We start from the raw sequence: 21,282 nt of genomic DNA, 5'->3' as shown, positions 1-21,282 counted from the left end.
GGACCGTGACGACCGCCTCGTGAAGGACACCATGCCTCCCACCACACCCCCCACGGATTCCTCTCCCGCCGGCAGAGAAACGGCCGAGCCCATCGCCATCATCGGTATGGCCGGCCGTTTCCCCGGTGCCCCTGACATCGACGTCTTCTGGAAGGAGCTGTGCGCGGGCAAGGACGCCATCACCGAGATCCCCGCGGACCGCTACGACGTCGAGGCGATTTTCGAACCGGCCCCTTCCTCGCCCGGCCGCACCAGCAGTAGATGGGGAGGATTCCTCGACGGTGTCGACGAGTTCGACGCCGAATTCTTCGGGATCTCGCCCCGTGAAGCGGCACGGATGGACCCTCAGCACCGGATGCTGCTGGAAACCACCTTCGAGGCCTTCGAGGACGCCGGACAGAGTCGTGACCACCTCACCCACTCCGACACCGGCGTCTTCGTGGGCCAACTGGGCGGGGACTACTGGCACAAGCACTACCAACGCCCGAACGAACTCGACTTCTACGGTTTGATCGGCGCCGCGGCTCGCGCCATGACCTCGGGGCGCCTGGCCTACGCATTCGACCTGCGCGGCCCCAGCGTCACCATCGACACGGCCTGTTCGTCCTCCCTGACCGCAGTGCACCTGGCCGCCCAGGCCATCCGTGCCGGAGAGTGCTCCATGGCTGTGGCCGGGGCCGCCAACCTCATCCTGTTGCCAGAGGAGGGCACCGTCTACTCGGGGGCGGGCATGCTCGCGGGGGACGGGCGCTGCAAGTTCGGCGACTCCTCCGCCGACGGCTTCGTCCGCAGCGACGGCGTCGGCACCGTGGTACTCAAACCCCTGTCCCGAGCCCGGGCCGACGGCGATCGGGTGCGCGCGGTCATCCTCGGCAGCGCCATTGGCAACGACGGTCAGGGCAGCGGCTACCTGGTCACTCCCAGCGTGGACGGGCAGAAGGACGTCCTGGAGCGGGCCTACCGCCAGGCCGGTGTCGATCCCTCCACCATCGACTACCTGGAGGCGCACGGTACCGGCACCAGTGTCGGCGACGTCGTCGAACTCAAGGTCTTCGAGGAGGTGCTGCAAAGACGCTCGACAGAAGACCCCTGCCTGGTCGGTTCGGTCAAGACCAATATCGGCCACGCCGAGGCGGCCGCCGGCATGGCCGGTCTCATCAAGGCGGTGCTGAGCATCGAACACGGCCAGGTACCGCCCAACCTGCACTACCACGCACCCAACCCCAAGGTGCCCTGGGACGAGCTGCCCATCCGTATTCCCACGGAGGTGACCCCGCTCCGCGACCGCGGCCGTCCTCCACTGGCCGGTGTCAGCAGCTTCGGGCTCACCGGAGCCAACGCCCATGTCGTCCTACAGGGTGTGCCCGACACTCCTGCCGCGACTCCGCCGCCCCCCGGAGCGCAGATCCTCCCCCTGTCCGCCGCCTCCCCCGAGGCTCTGCGTGATCTGGCCTCCTCCTACGCCGACCTGTTGGAGGTCGGGGACGCCACCCCGGCGCTGGCCGACGTCTGCCACAGCGCCGCCGTGCGCAGGAACCACCACGGGAGTCGGCTGGCCCTGGTCGCGGAAGCCAGCGCCGAGGCGGCCGCGGCTCTGCGCTCCTACGTGAAGGAGGGCTCCGCTCCGGACCTGTCCGCCACGGCCTACGCCGAAGCTCCGGGGCCGCGTGTGGCCTTCGTCTTTCCCGGTCAGGGTTCCCAATGGGTCGGTATGGGGCGTGAACTGCTCGACCGTGAGCCGGTCTTCCTGGAGACCATGCGCGCCTGCGACTCGGTCATCAACACCGAGACCGGCTGGTCTGTGTTGGATCTGCTCACTTCGGGGGAGGAGGACCGCTTCGCCGAGCTCGATGTCATCCAACCCACCCTGTGGGCGATGGAGGTCTCCCTGGCCGCCCTGTGGCGTTCCTGGGGGGTCGAACCCGACGTGGTCATCGGGCACAGCATGGGAGAGTCAGCAGCCGCCTACGTCTCGGGCGCCCTGAGCCTGGCCGATGCCGGCGCGGTGATCTGTCGACGAAGCCGTATCGCCAAGCGGCTCAGCGGCCAGGGCGCTATGGCCTGGACCGAGCTGTCGGCCCAAGAGGCGCAGCAGGCCATCTCCGGTTACGAGGACCGGGTGGCCCTCGCCGCGGCCAACAGCCCTTCGTCCACCCTGCTGTCGGGAGACCCGGACGCGATCGGCGCGATCATGACCGCTCTGGAGGAGCGGGACGTCTTCGCCCGGCTGGTCAATGTCGACTTCGCCTCCCACAGCCCGCAGATGGACGGCATCACCGACGAACTGCTCCAAGCTCTGGAGGACCTGACCCCTCAGGCGGGGGAGATCCCGATCCGTTCCACCCTGCTCAACGCACACATCGACGGCTCGGAACTCGACGCCGTGTACTGGGCCCGCAACATCCGGGAACCCGTCGACTTCGTGGGAGCGGTGCGCGCGGAGCTCGACTCGGCAGAGGACATCGTCTTCATCGAGATCAGTCCGCATCCTGTTCTGACCGGCGGTATCGAGGACACCGCCGCCCATGGGTCCCGGACCGCGCCGGCTCTGGGCTCGTTGCGCCGCCACGAACCCGAGCGGGCCGCGATGCTGAACTCCCTGGCCCTTCTCTACACGTCCGGTACGTCGATCGCCTGGCCGAACGTCACCCCCAGCAGGCCGGTGATCGATCTTCCCCGCTACCCGTGGCAGAGGGACAGGTACTGGTTGGAGGAGTCCCCGACCACAGAGCAAACCGCGGCGCCGGTGGCGCCCCCGACCCAGGCGGCCCCACCGGCGGTGACCGCTCCGGCGCATACGCACCCCCTCCTGGGCACCCCCGCCACCACCGCTCCGGGTACCCATGCCTGGGAAAGCGACATCGGTCTCTCGGACAACCCCTATCTGCGCGACCACCAGGTCCAGGGCAGCGTCATCGTGCCCGGCACCGCCTACATCGAGATGGCGACCGCTGCCGCCCGCAGCGTCTGGGGGCAGGTGCCCGTGACCGTCGCCGACGTCAGCTATCAACAGGCCGCCTTCCTGGAGGAGTCCAGGGACCTTCACCTGCGGGTCACGCTGGAAGAGACGCCGGACACAGGGTTCCTCTTCCGGGCCCACACTCGTTCCGCGCCGCAGGAGCCCTGGCTGCTGCACGCCGAGGCGGCGGTCCACCGGCTCCATGACAGCGCCCCCTCCGGTGAGCCGCTGCGAGATATCCGTCAGCGCTGCACCGACCACCAGCCCGGGAGCGACTTCTATCCCTGGCACGCCGCACGGGGCAACCAGTGGGAAGGGGCCTTCAGGGCCGTCACCGACGTCTGGCGGACATCCGGCGAAGCCCTGGCCCGACTGCGTTCCCCGGACACGATCCGCCACGACCTTGGCCGGCACCACTTCCATCCCGCCCTGCTCGACGCTGCGGCGCACTCGCTCGCTGCTGCTCGCCACGACGTCGTCCCCGGTCAGGACGGTGTCTTCGTGCTGGGCGGTATCGCCCAGGCGCGGTTCTACCGTGCTCCGGGGGCGGACCTGTGGAGCCACGTCCGCCTCCTGGCCTCAGACCGGGACGACTCCTTCACCGGGGACGTCACCGTCTACGACAGCGACGAACAGGTGGTCGCCGAACTGTGGGGGCTCCGACTGCAATACCTGATCGGTCGCGCCCCCGAGCCGCTGACACGACACGAACCGCCCGCTGTGACCGCGAGCGGGCAGGAATCGCGGTCGTGGCTGCATTCGCTGCGGTGGGACCAGCGTTCTCTGACCGCGCCGCCCTCTTCCCCGGGGGCTCCTCGGCGTTGGCTGCTGTTGACCGACAGCGGTTTCGCGGGCAGGACTCTCGGCCAGCGGCTGCGTGAACACGGCGACCGGGTATGGGTGGTCACTGCTGCGGCGAGCTCCGGCAGCAACGGGCCGGACCGTTACCGCGTCGACCCCGCTTCCGTGCCCGACATGGAGAAGCTCCTGCAGGAAGTCACTGCTGAGGGGCCCCTGCACGGGATCATCCACATGTGGGGCATGGACGCACGGGTGTCGACGGACACCACCTCCGCCGAGGTCCGCCGGGCACAGCTGCTGTCCTGCACCAGCCTCACGCACCTCGTCCAGGCCCTGGGATCCGTCCAGATGCAGGAACGACCGCGTCTGTGGGTGCTCACCCGCGACTCCCAGCAGGTCACGTCCGGGGACGTGGTCTCCAGTCCCTTCACCGCCCTGGCTTGGGGACTTGCGCGCACCCTGTCCGTTGAACAGCCCGAGTGGCGGACCACGGTGGTCGACGTGGACCACGAACACTCCTCCCTGGAGACGCTGCACCAGGAACTCCTCACGGATGGGGCCGAGGACCAGGTCGCCGTGCGCCGTGGACTCCGCTACGTAGCACGTCTGGTCAACGACGCCGATACCGCACGACTCGACGGATCCGCTCCTGACCGGCCGCAGGCCGTCGTGGCTTCCCGGTCCGGCAGATTGGAGGAGGTCTCCCTCGCTCCCGCAACTCCGGGCCGGCCGGGTCTGGGACAGGTGGCGATCGCCGTGTCCCACGCGGCGGTCAATGAGATCGACCTGGTCCGGGCGTCGGGGATGCTCCCCGACGACGGGGAGAAGGTGCCCGTCCTGGGGGTGGAGTGCTCGGGCACGGTTTCGGCCGTGGGTGAAGGTGTGCACGGTTTCGCGGTGGGGGACTCCGTCATCGCCCTGGCCGAAGGCACCATGACCGGCGCGCTCACTCTCGACCACCGCCTGGTCGTCCATCGTCCCCGGGCCGTCATCGCCGCGCATGCGGCCTGCCTGCCCTACGCGTTCCTGACCGCTTACCAGGCCCTTCAGGAAGTGGGCGGTCTCCGAGGCTCCCAGCGCGTACTCATTCACGAGGCGGCCGAGCCCGTGGGACAGATGGCCTTGCGGATCGCCCACCGGCTCGGCGCCGACGTCCACGTCACCACTGGTGACCCCGACCAGCACGACCTGTTGAAGGAGATGGGCGCTCGCTCGGTCAGCGACCGTAGGCCCCTGCGCTTCGTCACGGAGATGAGGAACCAGACGGACGGACACGGGTTCGACGTCATCCTCAACACGCTGGGAGCGGAGACCTTGATCGGCGATCTGTCGCTGATCAAGACAGGGGGACGCTACCTGGACGTGGCCGCGTCGGGGGTGGATACGACCGAATTCTCCCAACGAGGGGCCACGGCTCATCGGATCGACGTCATGCGGATGGCCAAGCGCTCCCCCCAGGACGTGAACGCGCTTCTCCAGGCTATGTGCGTCCTGATCGACCAAGGGGGCCCGACACTTGCCTCACACCAGGAGTTCCCCGTCGAGCAGGTCACCCGGGCGTTTCGAGCGGCGGCTTCGGGCTCCCCGGCCAGAATCGTCCTCAGTTTCCCTCTGCCTGACACACAGCCCGCTCCGGCGCCGGCGTCCCCCCTCGGCCGCGGCCAGAACACGAAACCCTCCGAGGGCTTCCGTGTAAGCGCCGAGGGCACCTATCTCATCACCGGAGGCTTGGGAGGGATCGGAACCCGGGTCTGCCAGTGGCTCGTGGACCGGGGCGCACGGCACCTGCTGGTGACCGGCCGCACCCCGCTCGCGGCATCAGCACCCGACACGCCCCTCCCCAACGGTCCGCAAGGCGACAGGCTCCGGTTCCTGCGGGACCTCAGCGGACGCGGCGTCGACGTGGAGTACGCCGCGCTCGACATCGCCGATCACGGAGCTCTGCGCACCGTTCTCGACGAACGCAGGGCGGCCGGGCTGCCCGCCGTGCGGGGTGCCCTGCACGTCGCCGGAACCATTGAGTACACGGCGGTCAGGGAGAGCACTCCGGAACACGTCGAGGACGTCCTGCGTGCCAAGGTGTCCGGCGGTTGGTCCCTGCACCACGCTGTTCGGGACGAACCTCTGGATTTCTTCGTCCTGTTCTCTTCCGGTTCGTCCCTGCTGGGTTCACCGCTGCTGGGCGCCTACGCGGCCGGCAACGCGTTTCTGGACGCGCTCGCCCACCACCGCAAGGCCTTGGGAGTGCCCGCCACAGCCGTCGACTGGGGCTTTTGGGACGAGGTCGGCATGATGGCCCGCAAGGAGCACGAGGACGGACGCTCCGCGGCTCCTCAGGGCATGACCCAGTTCAGCCCCGGTGAAGGGCTCAAGGTCCTGGAGCACATCCTGACCCGCGGGTTCACGCAGGTGGCGGTGCTGCCCACCGACTGGCCGCGCTGGGCGCAGGCCTACCCGGCCGCTGCAGCCGTGCCCGCGCTGAGCGAACTGGTGGCGTACGCGCCCCCGCAGCGGGGAGGCTCTCCCTCTTCCGGGAAGACAGAGGTTCGCCGGCCCTCTCGGGCTCCGAACACCAGACGGGGCCAGGACACCGTCCCCGAGCCGGTGGGGGAGGCGCCCCCCGTCGTGTCCCCGGCCGCTCCCGCCGCAACTCCCGCCGCACCGGCACCGGCCCCGGTCACGAGGACCTCTGACCCGGCCGACCAGGTCCAAGAACAGCTCGTGACCATGGCCGCCGCCATCCTCGGAGCCCGGCCCGAACGCCTCAAACCCCATCTGCCCCTCAACAAGATGGGCATGGACTCCCTCATGGCCATGGAGTTCCGCCGCCAAATCGAACGCGAATTCGGCGCCCAAGTGCCCGCGGTCAAACTCCTCAAGGGCGGCACCATCACCACCATCGCCCACGAGATCACCCAGGACACCCCTGCGGAGACCACGAAAACCACCGCTGCCCGTTCTGAGCCGGTGGGGGAGGCGCCCCCCGTCGTGTCCCCGGCCGCTCCCGCCGCAGCTCCCGCCGCACCGGCACCGGCCCCGGTCACGAGGACCTCTGACCCGGCCGACCAGGTCCAAGAACAGCTCGTGACCATGGCCGCCGCCATCCTCGGAGCCCGGCCCGAACGCCTCAAACCCCATCTGCCCCTCAACAAGATGGGCATGGACTCCCTCATGGCCATGGAGTTCCGCCGCCAAATCGAACGCGAATTCGGCGCCCAAGTGCCCGCGGTCAAACTCCTCAAGGGCGGCACCATCACCACCATCGCCCACGAGATCACCCAGGGCCCTGGTTCCCGTCCGAGCACCGAAGAGAGGGCAGGCCTGTGAAGACGCCTGGAATCTACATCGCTGGTCTGGGCAGCTACCTGCCCGAGGTCATGTCCGCCAGGGAAGCGGTCGAGTCGGGCCTGTACGATCCCGACGACTACGAGTGGTTCGGTTGGACCGGCGCGGCCGTGGCCGGGGATACGTCGGCCCCGGACATGGCGATCCAGGCTGCACGGCAGGCAGTCTCCCGGTCGCAGCTCCCCTCCTGGGACATCGACGTCCACGTCCACGCCCACAGTTGGCCCCAGGGCCCCATCGGTTGGTCGCCGCAGCACTACATTCTGCGCAACGTCACCGACCGGGACGCCCCTTCCTTCCTGGTCTGGCAGGCCTGCGCCGGCCTGCTCAGCGCGACAGAACTGGCGGCCTCCCGTCTGCTGGCTGACCCCGAGGGGGGATCGGCCCTGCTCACCGGTGCCGACAACGTCGGCACCCCGGATTTCAACCGGTGGGCCTTCGGCCTGCAGAACGGCGTCATCGGTGACTCGGCCAGCGCCGTGCTGCTGTCACGGCGCGGAGGGTTCGCCCGCCTGATGTCGATCACCTCGGGTTCGACAGCCGACCTCGAACAGCTCTACAGGGGGAACGAGCCCATCTTCCCGCCGTCCTCGGGAAACGGCCGCCAAGTCGACTTCCAGGAGAGGCTCGGCGCCTTCGGGGCCGATCTGGCCGCCACCGTGGACGGAGTCGTCAGCCGGCAGGGGGAGTTGCGGGCGGAGATCGCCCTGAGAACACTCGCCGAGGCAGGGATCGGCCCCGAGGACGTCACCCGGGTCACCCACGTCTTCACCGGGCTGGAGAGCTACCTCAAGACCATCCTGGACCCCATGGGGGTCAGTTCCGACAAGGGTCTGCTCGAGTACGGACGTCAGTTCGGCCACATCACCGTCAACGACCAGTTCGTGGGCCTGAACCATCTACTGGAGACCGGACAGGTGGGCCCGGGAGACCACGTTCTGATGGTCGCGCACGGCGGGGGGACCGCCATCACCTGCGCTGTCGTACGCATCGATGAGCGCCCCGCATGGGCCGCGCTCGGCACCCGGACGACCCCACCCGTCAACGAGAAGACCCGCGACCCCTCCCGGATCCGTCTGACGAACGGTTCCCTCCGGCCAGCATCCGACGACCAGAACGGCAATCGATGATTCCCGCCGACGTGTTCTGCGCCGACCTGGCGCGCCAAGGCTTCACCTTCGCCAGCGGCGTTCCCTGTTCCTTCTTCGGTGGGCCCATCGCCCACCTGGGCCGCACACCGGGCTCCTACGTGCCCGCGGCCAACGAGGGCAACGCCTTGGCGATCGCCACGGGTGCGGCCCTGGCCGGCACCCGCTCCTACGTGATGCTCCAGAACTCGGGGCTGGGCAATCTTGTCAACCCACTGACTTCGTTGGTCATGACCTACCGGATTCCGGTCCTGTCCTTCGTGAGCCTGCGCGGATGGCCCGACCCCCGTGACGACGAACCCCAGCACGAGGTCATGGGCCCCCTCACCCAGCCCTTCATCGACATGCTGGACCTTCCCCACTGGTACCTGCGTGCCGACGCGAGCCCGCAGGACTTCACCGACATCATCGCCAAGGCCACCGAGGAGACGGAACGGGGGAACGCGCCCTTCGTTCTCGTGGAGAAGGGGGCGGTCGGCAAGGCCGCCCCGGCCCCGGCCTCCCCCGGATCGGATCGGCTCGACAGCCGCGAGGTCCTCGGGTTGGTCACCGAAGCCGCAGGGAGCGGCCCCATCGTGGCGACCACCGGTTACACCGGGCGGGAGCTGTTCGGCGTGGACGACCGACCCGCCAACTTCTACATGCAGGGCTCCATGGGACACGCCTCCTCCATCGCCCTGGGCGTCGCCCTGCGTTCCCCCCAACAGACGGTCACCGTGCTCGACGGCGACGGAGCCTCGCTGATGCACCTGGGGGCGTTCTCCGTCATCGGTGCGGAGGCTCCCCCCAACCTCGTGCACGTGGTCCTGGACAACGGCAACCACGAATCCACCGGGGGACAACCCACGACGTCGGCCACCACCTTCCTGGAGAAGGTGGCCGCGGCGAGCGGGTATCGGACGTGGCAGCGGTGCGAATCCCTGAGGGAGGTCAAGGAGAGCCTGGCATCCGCCTACACCTCGCCCGGCCCCCACCTGATCCTGGCCCCGACCCGGAGCCGCGACGGGCAGATGCCGCCGCGCGCGACCAGCGCCCACAGCCCCGAGGAGATGCGCGACCGGTTCAGCGCTGCCCTCAGCACCCCGGATCTGCCCTCCGAAACGGACCAGTCCGTATAACCGTGCCCCTTTTCCGCAGCATCCACCCGTGGCGGCGGAGTCAGCCCCGCCGCCACGGGTCACCATCCATGCGCCTGACGGAGATCCCGCAGGTCGGACCGTTACGGAGTGTGCATTGCCCGCCTCTCACCAGCGACACGCGATGTCCCGACCGAATACCGGACGCCGAGGACTGCGCGCCACGGCCATCCTGGCGAGTATCGCCTGCCTGGCGGTCTCAGGTTGCGCCAACGGCGCCGGCGGCAGCGGCGCTCTGCGTATCAGCGGGTCGACGACGGTCAACCCGGTCGCCGCCGACGCCGCCGAAATCCTGCGTGCTGACGGTATGGAGATCACCGTCGACACCCAGGGGGGCTCCTCCGGGGGCATCTCCCAGCTGGGCAACGGTCAGATCGACATCGCCATGAGCTCCAAACCGCTCGATGACGGGGACCGGGAGGCCTATCCCGATGTCGACTTCATGGTCACCGAGATCGGCCGTGACGCGGTGGGCCTGGTGGTTGACCGCGATGTCCACGACGGAGGCGTGACCTCGCTGTCGGCTGAGCAGGCCCGTGGCCTCTTCGAGGGCGAGGTCGACAACTGGTCCGAACTGGGCGGCCCGGACATCCCCGTCTACGTCTACAACAAGGAGCCCGGCCGGGGCACGCGCGAGGTCCTGGAGGAGTTCCTCTACGCGGACGGCACCTCCCCGCCCCCGGAGGATCCCGAGGGCGGCAACTACTCCATCGTGGGCGGCAACGAGGAAGCTCGGACCAAGGCCTCCTCCACGGAGGGGGCGATCACGCCGCTTTCGGTGGCCTTCGCCGAGGACAGCGAGGATCTGGCCGCGGTGGCCATCGAAGGGGTCGAGCCCACCGACGAGAACATCGCTTCGGGCGACTACTTCCTGGCCCGGCCCCTGTATTTGATCACCGACGGAGAACCTGCGGGGGACGCGGGCGAGTTCATCGACTACGTGCTTTCCGAGGAGGGCCAGCAGCTGCTGCCCGAGCACGGCTACCTCACCCGGGAGAGGGCCGGTATCCAGTGATCACCACCGGACCGGCGAAACCCTCCACCGGCCCGTCCACCCAGGACGTCCCCTCTCGTCCCCACTCCTCCCGTTGGCTTCCGCCGACGATCACCACAGGTGTCTCGGGCGCCGCCGCAGCAGCCGCCCTGGTCGTACTCTTCCTCCTCCTGGGCATCCTCTCGGGTCGCGTCGACTGGTCCGTCCTGTTGCTGTCCGACACCTGGGACTACCAGCAGCGAGTCTTCGGGGCCGCGGCCATGCTGTGGGGGACCGCCGCCGTCAGCGTCATCGCCCTGGTCCTCGCTCTGCCCCTGGGGTGGGCGGCCGCCGTGGCGCTCAACGAACTCACCACCGAGCGCCGGCGCAGACCTCTGCGAACGGCGGTGGAGCTGCTGGCCGCCGTGCCCTCCATCGTTTACGGGCTCCTGGGCGTGGCGCTGCTCCTTCCACTGATCGACGATGTCTTCGGCGTCGCCGGGGGAGCGAGTCTGCTGACCGCCGGGCTGCTCCTGGGCATCATGGTGCTGCCTACGGTCGTCTCGGTCTCGGTCGACGCTCTCTCGGACGTCCCCCAGGCCACCCGGGAAAGCGCCTCAGCACTCGGCCTCACCCGGGTGGAGGTCATCGGCTCGGCCGTCCTGCCCGCCGCGCGTGGAGGCATGCTCGGTGCGGGGATGCTCAGTCTGGCCCGCGCCCTGGGCGAGACCGTCGCCGTCTATCTGGTCATCGGCCGATCCGTCACGAGCGTGCCGACCAACCCCGGCCAGATGCTCCAGTCGATCCTGCAACCGGGGGAGAGCATCACGACCAAGCTCGGCGGCCCCGAGCCGATGCTCTCCGGCACCTCCGGAGACCACTGGGCCGCTCTGTGCGCCATCGGCGCCGTGCTTCTGTGCGTCATCGCTCTGCTGACCGTCGCGGCGCAGTCCCCCCGACTCAACCGTCCCGGCCCCGTGCTGCCTCGGCGCAGGAGGGCCCGACGGGGCCGGGCGGTACGCGACCTGGTCGCCGTCACCGTTCTCCGGTCCGTACTGGGCCTTCTGATCGCCCTGGGCGCGTTCATCGCCTGGTCCATCGCCAGCCGGGGCACGCGCGCCTTCGATCCGGCCTTCTGGCTCACCCCCACCGTGGGGGCCAGTGGCGGAGGCGTGCGTGACCAGATCATCGGCACACTGCTGCTCATCGTCGTGGCTGGGGTGGTCGCCGCCTTCCTCGGTCTGGCGCTGGCCCTGGTCATGGGGGAGTACGCCACGCCCAGGGTGACGCGGTGGCTGCGGATGGCGACAGTCGCCGTGGGGGGTGTTCCCACCATCATCCTGGGCCTGGCCGGCTTCTGGTTCTTCGGCTCTGTCCTGGGGTGGGGCAAGAGCTGGTTGGTCGGTGCGCTTCTCCTCGGAGTCGTGGCCCTACCGGTGGTGGCCCTGTCCGTGACCACCCAGTTGGCCTCGCTGCCGCCAGAACGGCGGGAGAGCGCCCAGGCGTTGGGGCTGCGGCACAGTCAGTTCGTCAGGTCCGTGCTGATGCCCCACGCCCGTCCGGCCCTGATCACCGGACTCCTCTTGGGCCTGGCACGGGCCGCTGGGGAAACAGCCCCTCTGTTGTTCACCGCCGCTGTCTTCTCCGGAGCCGCCACGCTGCCTGCCGGAGTGTTCGAGGCACCCATCGTCAGTCTGCCCACCCACATCTTCACCCTCGGTCAGGACGCGGCCGATCCCGCGGCCATGGACGCCGCCTGGGGCACCGCCACGGTCCTGCTGATCATCATCGTGTCCCTGCTGGCCGCGACGATCCCCCTCCGCCGAAGCTTGGAAAGGGAACGCTCATGAATACCGTCGAGGTGCGCGACCTCACTGTCCGGCAGGGCAACACACGTCTCATCGGCCCTTTCAGCTTCTCCGTGCCCCAGGCCAGCGCTGTGGGGTTGTGTGGCCCCTCAGGCGCGGGCAAGTCGACCGTTCTGCGCACCCTGGTCGGTCTGCTGCCCAGCGGCCTGTCGGCGACGGGAGAGGTGCGTGTGCTCGGCTCCGACATCATCGGACTGTCTCCCATCCGGCTGGCGGACCTGCGGGCCCGTGCCGTCCTGGTGCCCCAGACCCCCGTGGTCTTCCCCGAAAGCATCCTGGGCAACGCGCTGTTCGGCATCCGACACGTGGTCCGGGCCAGCCGCGACCAACTCTCCCAACGCGCCGAGTCCGCCCTCCGTGAGGCCGGCTTGTGGCAGGAGGTGGCGCACCGTCTCAACGACCCCGCGTCACAGCTGTCGGTGGGTCAGCGCCAGCGCCTGGCGCTGGCACGCGCCCTCGCCCTGGACCCCGAACTCATCCTGCTCGACGAACCGACCAGTGCCCTGGACGCGGCCGCTGCGGCCGAAGTGGAGAAGACACTGAAAGCCTTGCGCGGCCAGCGCACGCTCATCGTGGTCTCCCACGACGACGGCCTACTGGGCCGTCTGTGCACCGACCAGGTCCCCCTCGGTAAGGCCGCCGCCTTCTCCACCTCCGCTCCGGAGGAGGCGCCCGCTCAGGTCTCCAGCTACACGTAACGGCCCACTTACCACCATTCCACCAGAAGGAAGCCCCCATGACCCCCTTCACCAGAAAGTCCGCTCTGGCCCTCAGCAGCCTCACAGCCATGGTCGTGGTCACCGGATGCGGTCCCAGTGCCCAAAGCGGTGCTGACGGGGAGGATCCCGACGCCCTCGTCTTCGGGGCCCTGCCCTATGAGGCCTCGGAGTCGGTCCAACAGCACTTCCAGCCCATCGTCGACCTCATCGCCGAGGAGACGGGGAAGGAGGTCCAATTCGAGAACGTCGCTGACTACGCCGGGCTGATCGAGGGCCAACGAGCCGGGACCATCCACATCGCCATGTACGGCCCCACCTCCTACGTCCTGGCCCATGACTCCGGCGTCGACATCGAGGTGGTGGGCATCCAGGTCCAGGAGGCCGAAGGCGCTCCCAGCTACCACAGCTACATCATCACGCCCAAGGACAGTGGCATCGAGGAGTTGGCCGACCTGCGTGGACAGAACATCTGCCTCGTCGAGCCGACCTCGACCTCGGGCAGCTTGTACCCGACCGCCGCGCTGGCCGACGCCGGACTGGACTCCGACGACTACACCGTCCAGTACACGGGCGGACATGACGCCTCGGCCCTTGGTGTACGCGACGGCGACTGCGATGCCGGTGCCCTCCAGGACGTGATGTTCGACGAGGTCCTGCCGCGCCAGGGCGAGATCGACCCAGAGGAGTTCGACAAGATCTGGGTGTCGGATCCGATAGCCAGCTCACCACTGGCCATGTCCACGGAACTCAGTCCCGAACTGCGGGAGACCATCAGGACCGCCATTCTGGAACGGGGTAACGCCGATGCCCTGGGTGTCGAGGACATCGGTGGTTTCTGGGGATTCGTGCCCGGTGACGACGCGTCCTTCGAGTCCATCCGCGAGGTCTGCGCCGCTACCGAGGCCGAGGTCTGCTCCAACAGCTGAGCCACGTGCGCCCCACCACTCCACCGTCCTCACCCGCCCCGAGGTATGCCGTGCGCGATCCCCGATCCTCCGATTCCGTTGTCCGCTTCGACAGAGTCAGCAAGCGCTTCGCCCCTGACATCACCGCCTTGAGCGATGTGAGCATCGACGTGCGCGCCGGGGAGGTCGTGGCCTTCCTGGGCTTGTCGGGTTCGGGGAAGTCCACTCTCCTTCGCCATGTCGACGGCCTGCACCGTGCCACCGCCGGCACGGTCACCGTGCTCGGGCAGAACCTGGACACCAGTTCGGAGCGGGCCCTGCGCCGGCTGCGGCGCCGTGTCGGCTTCGTCTTCCAACAGTTCCACCTGATCGGTCAGCTCAGTGTGCTCGAAAACGTCTGCAGCGGTGCGCTGGGACGCCTCCTCGGGCCACGGCTGGGCCTGTACTCCTATTCCAGGAAGTTACGTTGGGAGGCCATGCGGCAACTGGAGCGAGTGGGGCTGGCCCGGCAGGCGTTCCAACGGGCCGACACCCTCTCCGGGGGGCAGCAACAACGTGTCGCCGTGGCCAGGGCCCTGATGCAGCGGCCGGAGATCCTGTTGGCCGATGAGCCCGTGGCCTCCCTGGATCCGGACTCGGCCGCGACCGTCATGTCCCTCATCCGCGAGATCGCCGCCCAGGACGGGCTGACCGTGCTGTGCAGCCTGCATCAGGTGGAACTGGCTCTGTCGTGGGCCGACCGGATCGTGGGCCTTCGGGGGGGAGGGGTCGTCCTCCAAGCCGTCACCTCGGACCTGGACACCAAGACCGCCATGAGCATCTACGGCAAGGTGGGGGCCGCTCCCTCTCCGCGTACCACGGAGCCCGCGCGTTGAACACCCTGTCCACCGAGCGTGACCGAACCGGCCCTCCTCCCAGCGCCACGGTGCGTCCGCCCCTGCGCGCACGCCCTCTGACCGCCTACCTGCTGCTGTCCCTGCTGACGGCGGCGGGTGTGTGGTCAATGATCGACCTGCGCGTCAACGTCGCCACGCTCGTCGACGGCTACACCAACGCGGCCGGGTTCCTCCGGCGCGTCTGGCCGTTGGAGCTGCCGCCGCTGGTCGAGGTCGCCCGCCAGGTCGGCATCACCCTGGCCATCGTTCTGCTCGCCACGCTGTTGTCGGTCGTGTTGAGCATCCCGTTGGCGGTGTGGGCTGCCGCGAACACCCAGAGAGGCCCCCTCTCCAGGATCGCCTCCCGGAGTGTCATCGTCGCCGCGCGCGCGGTCCCCGACATCGTCCTGGCCGTGGTCTTCCTGCGCTTCTTCGGTCTCGGTTCGCTGCCCGGGGTACTGGCCATGGGCTTGCACTCCGTCGGCATGGTGGGCCGCCTGTACGCTGACGCGATCGAGCAGATCGACGACGGGCCGCGCCAAGCGCTCCGCGCCGTGGGGGCCGGTCGTGCCCAGCAGCTCCTCACCGGCGTCCTGCCCCAGGTCCTGCCCGCGTTCGTCGCCGTAGGGCTGCACCGCTTCGACATCAACCTGCGCATCTCGGCGCTGCTGGGGTATGTGGGGGTCGCCGGTGTGGGCCTGGAGATGTCCCACGCCTTCGCCACCCTCAACTTCGGCCTGGGGATCAGTTGGGCACTCATCCTGGTCGCGCTGTGCGTCCTGGTGGAGATGGTGTCCATTGCCCTCCGGCGAGCGCTGTTGGGCTCCGCCCAGGCTTTCGACCGGTACAACGGGCACACCCTGGCTGCCAGGTTCAGAGCCCGGTTCGAGCGGTTGACCACCAGGCCCTCGTCGCCGCCCCGGTCGTCATCGGCCGAGACGGCCTCTCCCCGGGCGCTGTCCGTCTCACCTCCGTGGACCCCGCACCGAGTCCGGCGCTACGTCTACGCCGCACTGTGCGTGACGGGCCTGGTTTGGTCGGTGACGGGCAGCGGTGTACTGGACAGCGGTCTCGCCATGGGGTGGGACGGTGTGGTGCGCACCCTGGGCCACTTCTGGCCGCCGGGCACGGCGGGCGCCGGTGAGGCGATCATCGGAGCCCTCGTCGTGACCGTGAAGATCGCCCTGGCCGCGACACTGATCGGTACCCTCCTGGCTCTCCCCCTCGGCTCGCTGGCAGCCCACAACGTCGCCCCCAACCGGACCGTCTACCTGTTGGCCCGGGGTTTCATCCTGGCCGTGCGCGGTCTGCCCGAGCTGGTACTGGCCGTGGTGTTCATCGTCATCATCGGGCTGGGACCGGTCGCGGGCACCCTGGCGCTGGGGCTCGGGTCCGTGGGGCTGTTGGGCAAGCTGATCGCCGATTCCATCGAGGAGATCCCCGCAGGAGGATCCGTGGCGCTGACCTCGTGTGGAGCCTCACGAGTCCAGACCTACTTCACCGCCGTTCTCCCCCAAACCGTGGCGGCCTTGGTCGGACATGTGCTGTATCAACTCGACGTCAACATCCGCGCGGCGACCCTGTTGGGCATCGTCGGCGGCGGGGGGATCGGCTTCTACCTCCTCCAGGCCACGCAGACCCGCGAGTACGAAGTCGTCACCCTCATCATGCTGCTGGTCTTCGTCGTGGTGATGGCGGTGGAACTGCTGAACATGGGACTGCGGCGGCTCCTGTGGTGATTCCAAACAAGAAAACCCGTTGACACCAACAAACACTGTTGATAGCAATGTCGGTATGAACGAAGCCCTGGACATCCATCTCCTACCCGCGGCGGAGCTGACCGACCGGGAACGCGCGCGCTTGCTCGTGCCCAAGCTCAAGGCCCTGGCCGACGAGAACCGGCTCACCATCGCCCTGCTGCTGGCCGAGCGCCCCCGTACGGTCAAGGAGCTCCAGGAAGCCACCGGGATGAGCCAGACCCTGGTGAGCCACCACCTGGCTCCGCTTCGCGAGCAGCAGCTCGTGACGGCCAGTCCCAAGGGCCGTTCCAACATCTACACGCTGTGCTGCGACCAGCTGGCCACGCCCGTCCGGTGGCTGGCCACCCTGGCGTCACTGACCCCTGAGGGCATCGAGGCCTGCTGCCCGGGGGGTGACTGCGGTGAATAGCTGGAGCGACACACTCCTGCTCTTCGGCACGATCGCCGCCGAACTGGTGGTCCTCTTCCTGGGCATCTCGTTCCTGATCGTCCTCATCAACCGCAAAGTCGGCGAGAAGCGGCTGCAGTCCTGGCTGGCCGGCGGACGGTTGACCGCACCGCTCAAGGGCATGGCCCTGGGGATGCTCACCCCTTTTTGTTCGTGCTCCACCCTGCCGATGCTGATGGGCATGATCAAAGCCGGCGCCCCCTTCGCCGCCGCGGCGGCCTTCCTCATCGCCTCCCCCCTGCTCAACCCCATCATCCTCGGCATCATCGCCCTGCTGTTCGGCTGGCAGATCATGCTCGGATACGCGGCCGTGACCCTCGTCGGCACACTGCTCATCGCCATCACCTGGGACGCACTGGGGCTGGAGCGCTACGTCAAGCGGGTCAAGGTCCAGGGCAGCTGGAACGACGAGGAGCCGTGGAAGGGTCTCCGCGCTGAGGCCGGTCCCGCCTGGGCACAGTCCATCTCGGGTTTCAAACCCCTCATCATCCCCATGGCCGTCGGTGTGGGTATCGGCGCCCTGATCTACGGTGCCGTCCCCGAGTCCTTCCTCATCCAGGTCGCCGGCCCCGGAAACTGGTGGGCCGTCCCCGTGGCCGCACTGATCGGTATCCCCTTGTACGTACGCACGGAGGCCGCCCTGCCGATGGGGTTGGCGCTGACCTCGGCGGGTGTGGGTATCGGTCCGCTCTTCGCGCTCATCATCGGCGGGGCAGGAGCCAGCCCGCCCGAGGTCAGCATGCTCACGGCGATCTTCAAGCCCCCACTGGTCGCGACCTTCGTCGGCTCGATCCTGGCAGTGGCGATCGCCGGTGGCATGGTCATTCCGCTTTTCTCCTAACACCTGTACGCAACCAAAGGAGCACACATGGCATCCGGAAACGGTTTCATCGGCCGCCTCTTCGGTCGGGGCAAGGACAGCGACAACGGAAAGGTCTCCAACTGCTGCGGTGGTGTCTCGGTCGTCCCTGAGGACGATGTCGTGGAGGAGACCGCCGCATCGCCGACGGCACCGGCCAGTCCCGTCAAGGGCGAGGGCCCGGCCGACGTCCTGGTCATCACGGGCAGCTGCTGCAGCCCCGCAGCCAAGCCCTTCGACGCCCAAGCCACCCGCGTGGTCGACGAGGTCGTGGCCACGGTCGACTTCCCGGTCAACGTCCGGACCCTCTCGGCCACCGCGGTGATGAACGGCGCCCTGCCCTCCGACGTGGTCGACGACCTCGGCCGCCGTCAGAAGGAGGAGGACCTCAAGCTTCCCGTGCTCATGATCAACGGCGCCGTTATCACAGGCGGGCGCATCAACCGTGAGCACGTCGAAGCCGGGCTCAACCTCACCCGCGGTGCCGACGACAACGCCTCGGTCCGTTCCTGAGCAACTCCGGGCGGACACGAACCGCGACCCTGGGGCGGGGTGGTAGACATCCCGCCCCTCTCATGCCCACTCCTCATCACAAAGAGATCCGGGCCCCTCACCCACCGTCGCAGTGACATCGCAAGAGGGCGAGACCGACAGGGTCGACAGCGCTGAGTCCTCCACGTCCTCCGACGCTCGAAAACCTCGTGACACACGAATGAGAGAGAGCAGCAGACCCTTCCACACCGGCGCTGGAAGCAAACCGCCCAGGAACCAGCGGCCGATCACCGCTGGTCCCTGCCCCCGCCCGGTCTTCCCCGAGCACATCTCCCGGGCATCCCCATGCCCGAAGACAAGGAAGAAACATGTCTCCTCGACCCCCGACCCTACGTGGCCCCGACCAGCGTTGGTCACTGGCTGTATGGTCCCTGCTCACAGTGCTGTGCCTGGCTCTTTTCCTTGACGGGCTCGACGTCACCATGGTGGCTGTGGCGCTCCCCTCCATCGGTGCCGACATAGGCCTCTCCACCGCCCAACTGACCTGGATCGTCAACGGCTACGTACTGGGGTTCGGAGGCCTGCTGCTCCTGGGCGGCCGCATGGCCGACCTGCTGGGACGCCGCAAGGTCTTCCTCGTCGCCTTGGGAGTCTTCGCCTTTGCCTCGTTCCTGGGTGGTGTGGTCGACAGCGGATGGCTGATCATCCTCACCCGCTTCGTCAAGGGCGCGGCCGCGGCCTTCACCGCTCCCACCGGCCTGTCGATCATCACCACCACTTTCCCCGAGGGGCGGCACCGCAACCGGGCCCTGGCGATCTACACCATGTTCGGGGCCAGCGGCTTCTCCTCCGGCTTGATCTTCGGCGGATTGATGATGGGTATCGGCTGGCGCTGGACCTTCCTGTTCCCCGTACCGATCGCGATCGCGGCGCTGATCGTGGGCGCGATGCTCATTCCCAAGGACCGCCCCGCCGTGACCGACGGCAGCTACGACTTCGCCGGTGCCGTCACGTTGACCTCGGCGATGATGCTTCTGGTGTACACGGTCGTCAGCGCACCTGAAACCGGCTGGTTCACACCGCTCACCCTCGCCCTGTTCGCCGGTGTCATCGTGCTCCTCGCCGCGTTCGTCACCATCGAACGCAAGGTGGCGCACCCGCTCGTACGCTTGGGCATCCTCCGCAACCTCCCGCTCCTGAGCGCGAACCTCGGGTTCATCACCCTGCTGGGTTCCTACGCCGGCTTCCAGTTCCTGGTCACCCTCTACTTCCAGCAGGCACTCGGCTGGTCCCCGCTGGCGCTGGCGCTGGCCCTGCTTCCGGTGGGCCTTCTCGTCGTCATCGGCGCTCCTATCGTCGGCGGCCTCATCGGCCGCTTCGGAACGCCGCCTCTGGTCATCGTCGGCCTGCTTTCGCTGGGCACCGGTCTCCTGCTGTTCCTGCGTGTGGACACCGACCCCTCCTACGTCGTGGCGATCCTGCCGACCACGGTTCTGGTGGGCATCGCCTTCTCACTGATCTTCCCCTCGGTCAGCGTCCAGGCCACCGCCGGTGTGGCCGACCATGAACAGGGCCTGGCCGCCGGGCTGCTGCAGACCTCGGGGCAGGTGGGATCCGCGGTCGTCCTGGCCCTGACCATGGCGGTCATCTCCTTGGGTGGCGCCACCACGACCGCAGGCGAACCCTCCGCAGAACAGGTGCTGGAGCAGTTCCGCCCAGGTCTGGTCTTCGTGGCCTGCGCGGCCTTCGTCGGCCTGGTCCTGTTCAGCGCGATGGTCTGGATGAGCCGTCGAGCCGCCAACAAGCAACCGCAGGAGGACTCGGACTCCACGGTCGCCGCGACCGAGGCCTGAGGCCTGCTCATCGACGGGGGACACCGGTTGTCCCCCGTCGCCTGCTCGCGCCCCACCGCGGGCGCCCTTCAGCCAAGGAAGACCGATGACGAAAGCCTCCGGCGTTCCCTTCTCTCTCCTCAGCCTGTCCCCGGTCGCGGACGGACAGAGCGTCGCCGACTCGCTCAGGGAGACCACTGAGGTGGCCCGGATGGCCGACACATGGGGATACCACCGCATGTGGATGGCCGAGCACCACAACATCGACAACATCGCCAGTTCGGCCACCATGGTCCTGATCACCCACCTGGCCGCCAACACCTCGCGTCTGCGGGTGGGGGCGGGAGGGGTGATGCTGCCCAACCACGCCCCTCTCATGGTCGCCGAGCAGTTCGGCACCCTGGAGTGCCTCTACCCCGGACGCATCGACTTGGGGATCGGCCGTGCGTCCGGGGCGGACGCGTGGGCGACCCAGGCCCTGAGCCGCCCCTCCGTATCGGGTGGCGGTTTCCCGGAGATGGTCGGCGAAGTGCTGGACTATCTCGGTCCTTCGGACCCCACCGCCAGGGTTCGTGCCGTTCCTGGAGCGGGCACCGACGTCCCGGTGTGGCTGTTGGGAACGAGCACCACCAGTGCTGCCCTCGCCGCCCGGCTCGGCTTGCCCTTCGCGTTCGCCTCGCACTTCGTCCCGCACAACCTGCACGCCGCGCTGGAGACCTACCGAACGCAGTTCACGCCCTCCCGGCACCTGTCTCGTCCCTACGCTATGGCCACGACCCACGTGGTGGCCGCCGACACCGACGCACAGGCCCACTACCTGTTCACCACGCTGCAGCAGAAGTTCCTGACCTATATGCGGGGGAAGCTCAGAGTTCCCGCCCCGGTCGAGGACATGGAGCCCCTGTGGAGCCCGCAGGAACGCCAGGCCGTTGACGCGATGCTGCGCGCATCGGTGGTCGGCGGGCCCGAGACGGTCCGCCACGACCTGTCCGCCTTCGTCGAGAGCACGGGTGTGGACGAGGTAATGGTGGTGTGCGAGACCCATGACCTGGATTCCCGGTTGCGTTCACATGAGCACATAGCGAAGGTGCTCTCGGGGTGATTCCCCGGAACACGCGGCCACGGCCGGACGTTTCCCACACGCCCGGCCGTGCCTGTGCGG

The 21,282-nt window shown here is 68.4% G+C and carries 14 protein-coding genes; all 14 read left to right on the top strand.

Annotated features, from left to right (window positions below):
• Positions 1 to 31 precede the first annotated feature (31 nt).
• The 14 genes from ACUKCB_RS13145 (at position 32) to ACUKCB_RS13080 (ending at position 21,222) form a co-directional block, all read left to right on the top strand.
• Positions 32 to 7,087, top strand: coding sequence for an acyltransferase domain-containing protein (locus ACUKCB_RS13145; RefSeq protein ID WP_473040769.1), 7,056 nt, complete (start codon positions 32 to 34; stop codon positions 7,085 to 7,087).
• Entirely contained in the window at positions 7,084 to 8,235 is a 1,152-nt protein-coding gene (locus ACUKCB_RS13140; RefSeq protein ID WP_473040768.1) for a ketoacyl-ACP synthase III family protein, read from the top strand. The genes ACUKCB_RS13145 and ACUKCB_RS13140 overlap by 4 nt, the downstream gene beginning before the upstream one ends.
• Positions 8,232 to 9,371 (top strand): phosphonopyruvate decarboxylase, encoded by a 1,140-nt coding sequence (gene aepY / locus ACUKCB_RS13135; protein ID WP_473040767.1) that lies wholly within the window; start codon positions 8,232 to 8,234, stop codon positions 9,369 to 9,371. Before ACUKCB_RS13140 ends, aepY begins: the two co-directional genes overlap by 4 nt.
• Before the next feature lie 142 nt (positions 9,372 to 9,513).
• Positions 9,514 to 10,404: a phosphate ABC transporter substrate-binding protein gene (locus ACUKCB_RS13130; protein ID WP_473040766.1), complete on the top strand. Its 891-nt coding sequence runs from the start codon at positions 9,514 to 9,516 to the stop codon at positions 10,402 to 10,404.
• On the top strand, positions 10,401 to 12,212 hold the full coding sequence (gene pstC, locus ACUKCB_RS13125) for a phosphate ABC transporter permease subunit PstC (RefSeq protein WP_473040765.1): 1,812 nt from the start codon (positions 10,401 to 10,403) through the stop codon (positions 12,210 to 12,212). The genes ACUKCB_RS13130 and pstC overlap by 4 nt, the downstream gene beginning before the upstream one ends.
• Positions 12,209 to 12,928: an ATP-binding cassette domain-containing protein gene (locus ACUKCB_RS13120; RefSeq protein ID WP_473040764.1), complete on the top strand. Its 720-nt coding sequence runs from the start codon at positions 12,209 to 12,211 to the stop codon at positions 12,926 to 12,928. The genes pstC and ACUKCB_RS13120 overlap by 4 nt, the downstream gene beginning before the upstream one ends.
• Positions 12,929 to 12,966: 38 nt before the next feature.
• Positions 12,967 to 13,875, top strand: a complete 909-nt coding sequence (locus ACUKCB_RS13115; protein WP_473040763.1) for a phosphate/phosphite/phosphonate ABC transporter substrate-binding protein — start codon at positions 12,967 to 12,969, stop codon at positions 13,873 to 13,875.
• Positions 13,876 to 13,880: 5 nt separating this feature from the next.
• Positions 13,881 to 14,729 (top strand): phosphonate ABC transporter ATP-binding protein, encoded by an 849-nt coding sequence (gene phnC / locus ACUKCB_RS13110; protein WP_473040762.1) that lies wholly within the window; start codon positions 13,881 to 13,883, stop codon positions 14,727 to 14,729.
• On the top strand, positions 14,726 to 16,468 hold the full coding sequence (gene phnE, locus ACUKCB_RS13105; protein ID WP_473040761.1) for a phosphonate ABC transporter, permease protein PhnE: 1,743 nt from the start codon (positions 14,726 to 14,728) through the stop codon (positions 16,466 to 16,468). Before phnC ends, phnE begins: the two co-directional genes overlap by 4 nt.
• Before the next feature lie 55 nt (positions 16,469 to 16,523).
• On the top strand, positions 16,524 to 16,898 hold the full coding sequence (locus tag ACUKCB_RS13100; protein WP_473040760.1) for an ArsR/SmtB family transcription factor: 375 nt from the start codon (positions 16,524 to 16,526) through the stop codon (positions 16,896 to 16,898).
• Entirely contained in the window at positions 16,891 to 17,778 is an 888-nt protein-coding gene (locus ACUKCB_RS13095; protein ID WP_473040759.1) for a permease, read from the top strand. The genes ACUKCB_RS13100 and ACUKCB_RS13095 overlap by 8 nt, the downstream gene beginning before the upstream one ends.
• 27 nt (positions 17,779 to 17,805) lie before the next feature.
• Positions 17,806 to 18,309 (top strand): hypothetical protein, encoded by a 504-nt coding sequence (locus ACUKCB_RS13090; RefSeq protein ID WP_473040758.1) that lies wholly within the window; start codon positions 17,806 to 17,808, stop codon positions 18,307 to 18,309.
• Between the two features lie 347 nt (positions 18,310 to 18,656).
• The gene (locus ACUKCB_RS13085) at positions 18,657 to 20,141 is read left to right on the top strand and encodes an MFS transporter (RefSeq protein WP_473040757.1); all 1,485 of its coding nucleotides are present in this window, start codon (positions 18,657 to 18,659) and stop codon (positions 20,139 to 20,141) included.
• 85 nt (positions 20,142 to 20,226) lie between these two features.
• Entirely contained in the window at positions 20,227 to 21,222 is a 996-nt protein-coding gene (locus ACUKCB_RS13080) for an LLM class flavin-dependent oxidoreductase (RefSeq protein WP_473040756.1), read from the top strand.
• Positions 21,223 to 21,282 lie beyond the last annotated feature (60 nt).

It is taken from the genome of Nocardiopsis moroccensis (assembly GCF_055763695.1).
Note: the sequence above shows the minus strand (reverse complement) of the source record. Positions and strands in the feature narration are given on the sequence as shown.

What these genes read in the sequence shown, in the direction of transcription:
- ACUKCB_RS13120 (WP_473040764.1), top strand. Translation starts at nt 12,209, where the DNA reads ATGAATACCGTCGAGGTGCGCGACCTCACTGTCCGGCAGGGCAACACA.
- ACUKCB_RS13085 (WP_473040757.1), top strand. Translation starts at nt 18,657, where the DNA reads ATGTCTCCTCGACCCCCGACCCTACGTGGCCCCGACCAGCGTTGGTCA.
- aepY (WP_473040767.1), top strand. Translation starts at nt 8,232, where the DNA reads ATGATTCCCGCCGACGTGTTCTGCGCCGACCTGGCGCGCCAAGGCTTC.
- ACUKCB_RS13115 (WP_473040763.1), top strand. Translation starts at nt 12,967, where the DNA reads ATGACCCCCTTCACCAGAAAGTCCGCTCTGGCCCTCAGCAGCCTCACA.
- ACUKCB_RS13080 (WP_473040756.1), top strand. Translation starts at nt 20,227, where the DNA reads ATGACGAAAGCCTCCGGCGTTCCCTTCTCTCTCCTCAGCCTGTCCCCG.
- ACUKCB_RS13145 (WP_473040769.1), top strand. Translation starts at nt 32, where the DNA reads ATGCCTCCCACCACACCCCCCACGGATTCCTCTCCCGCCGGCAGAGAA.
- ACUKCB_RS13130 (WP_473040766.1), top strand. Translation starts at nt 9,514, where the DNA reads ATGTCCCGACCGAATACCGGACGCCGAGGACTGCGCGCCACGGCCATC.
- ACUKCB_RS13090 (WP_473040758.1), top strand. Translation starts at nt 17,806, where the DNA reads ATGGCATCCGGAAACGGTTTCATCGGCCGCCTCTTCGGTCGGGGCAAG.
- ACUKCB_RS13100 (WP_473040760.1), top strand. Translation starts at nt 16,524, where the DNA reads ATGAACGAAGCCCTGGACATCCATCTCCTACCCGCGGCGGAGCTGACC.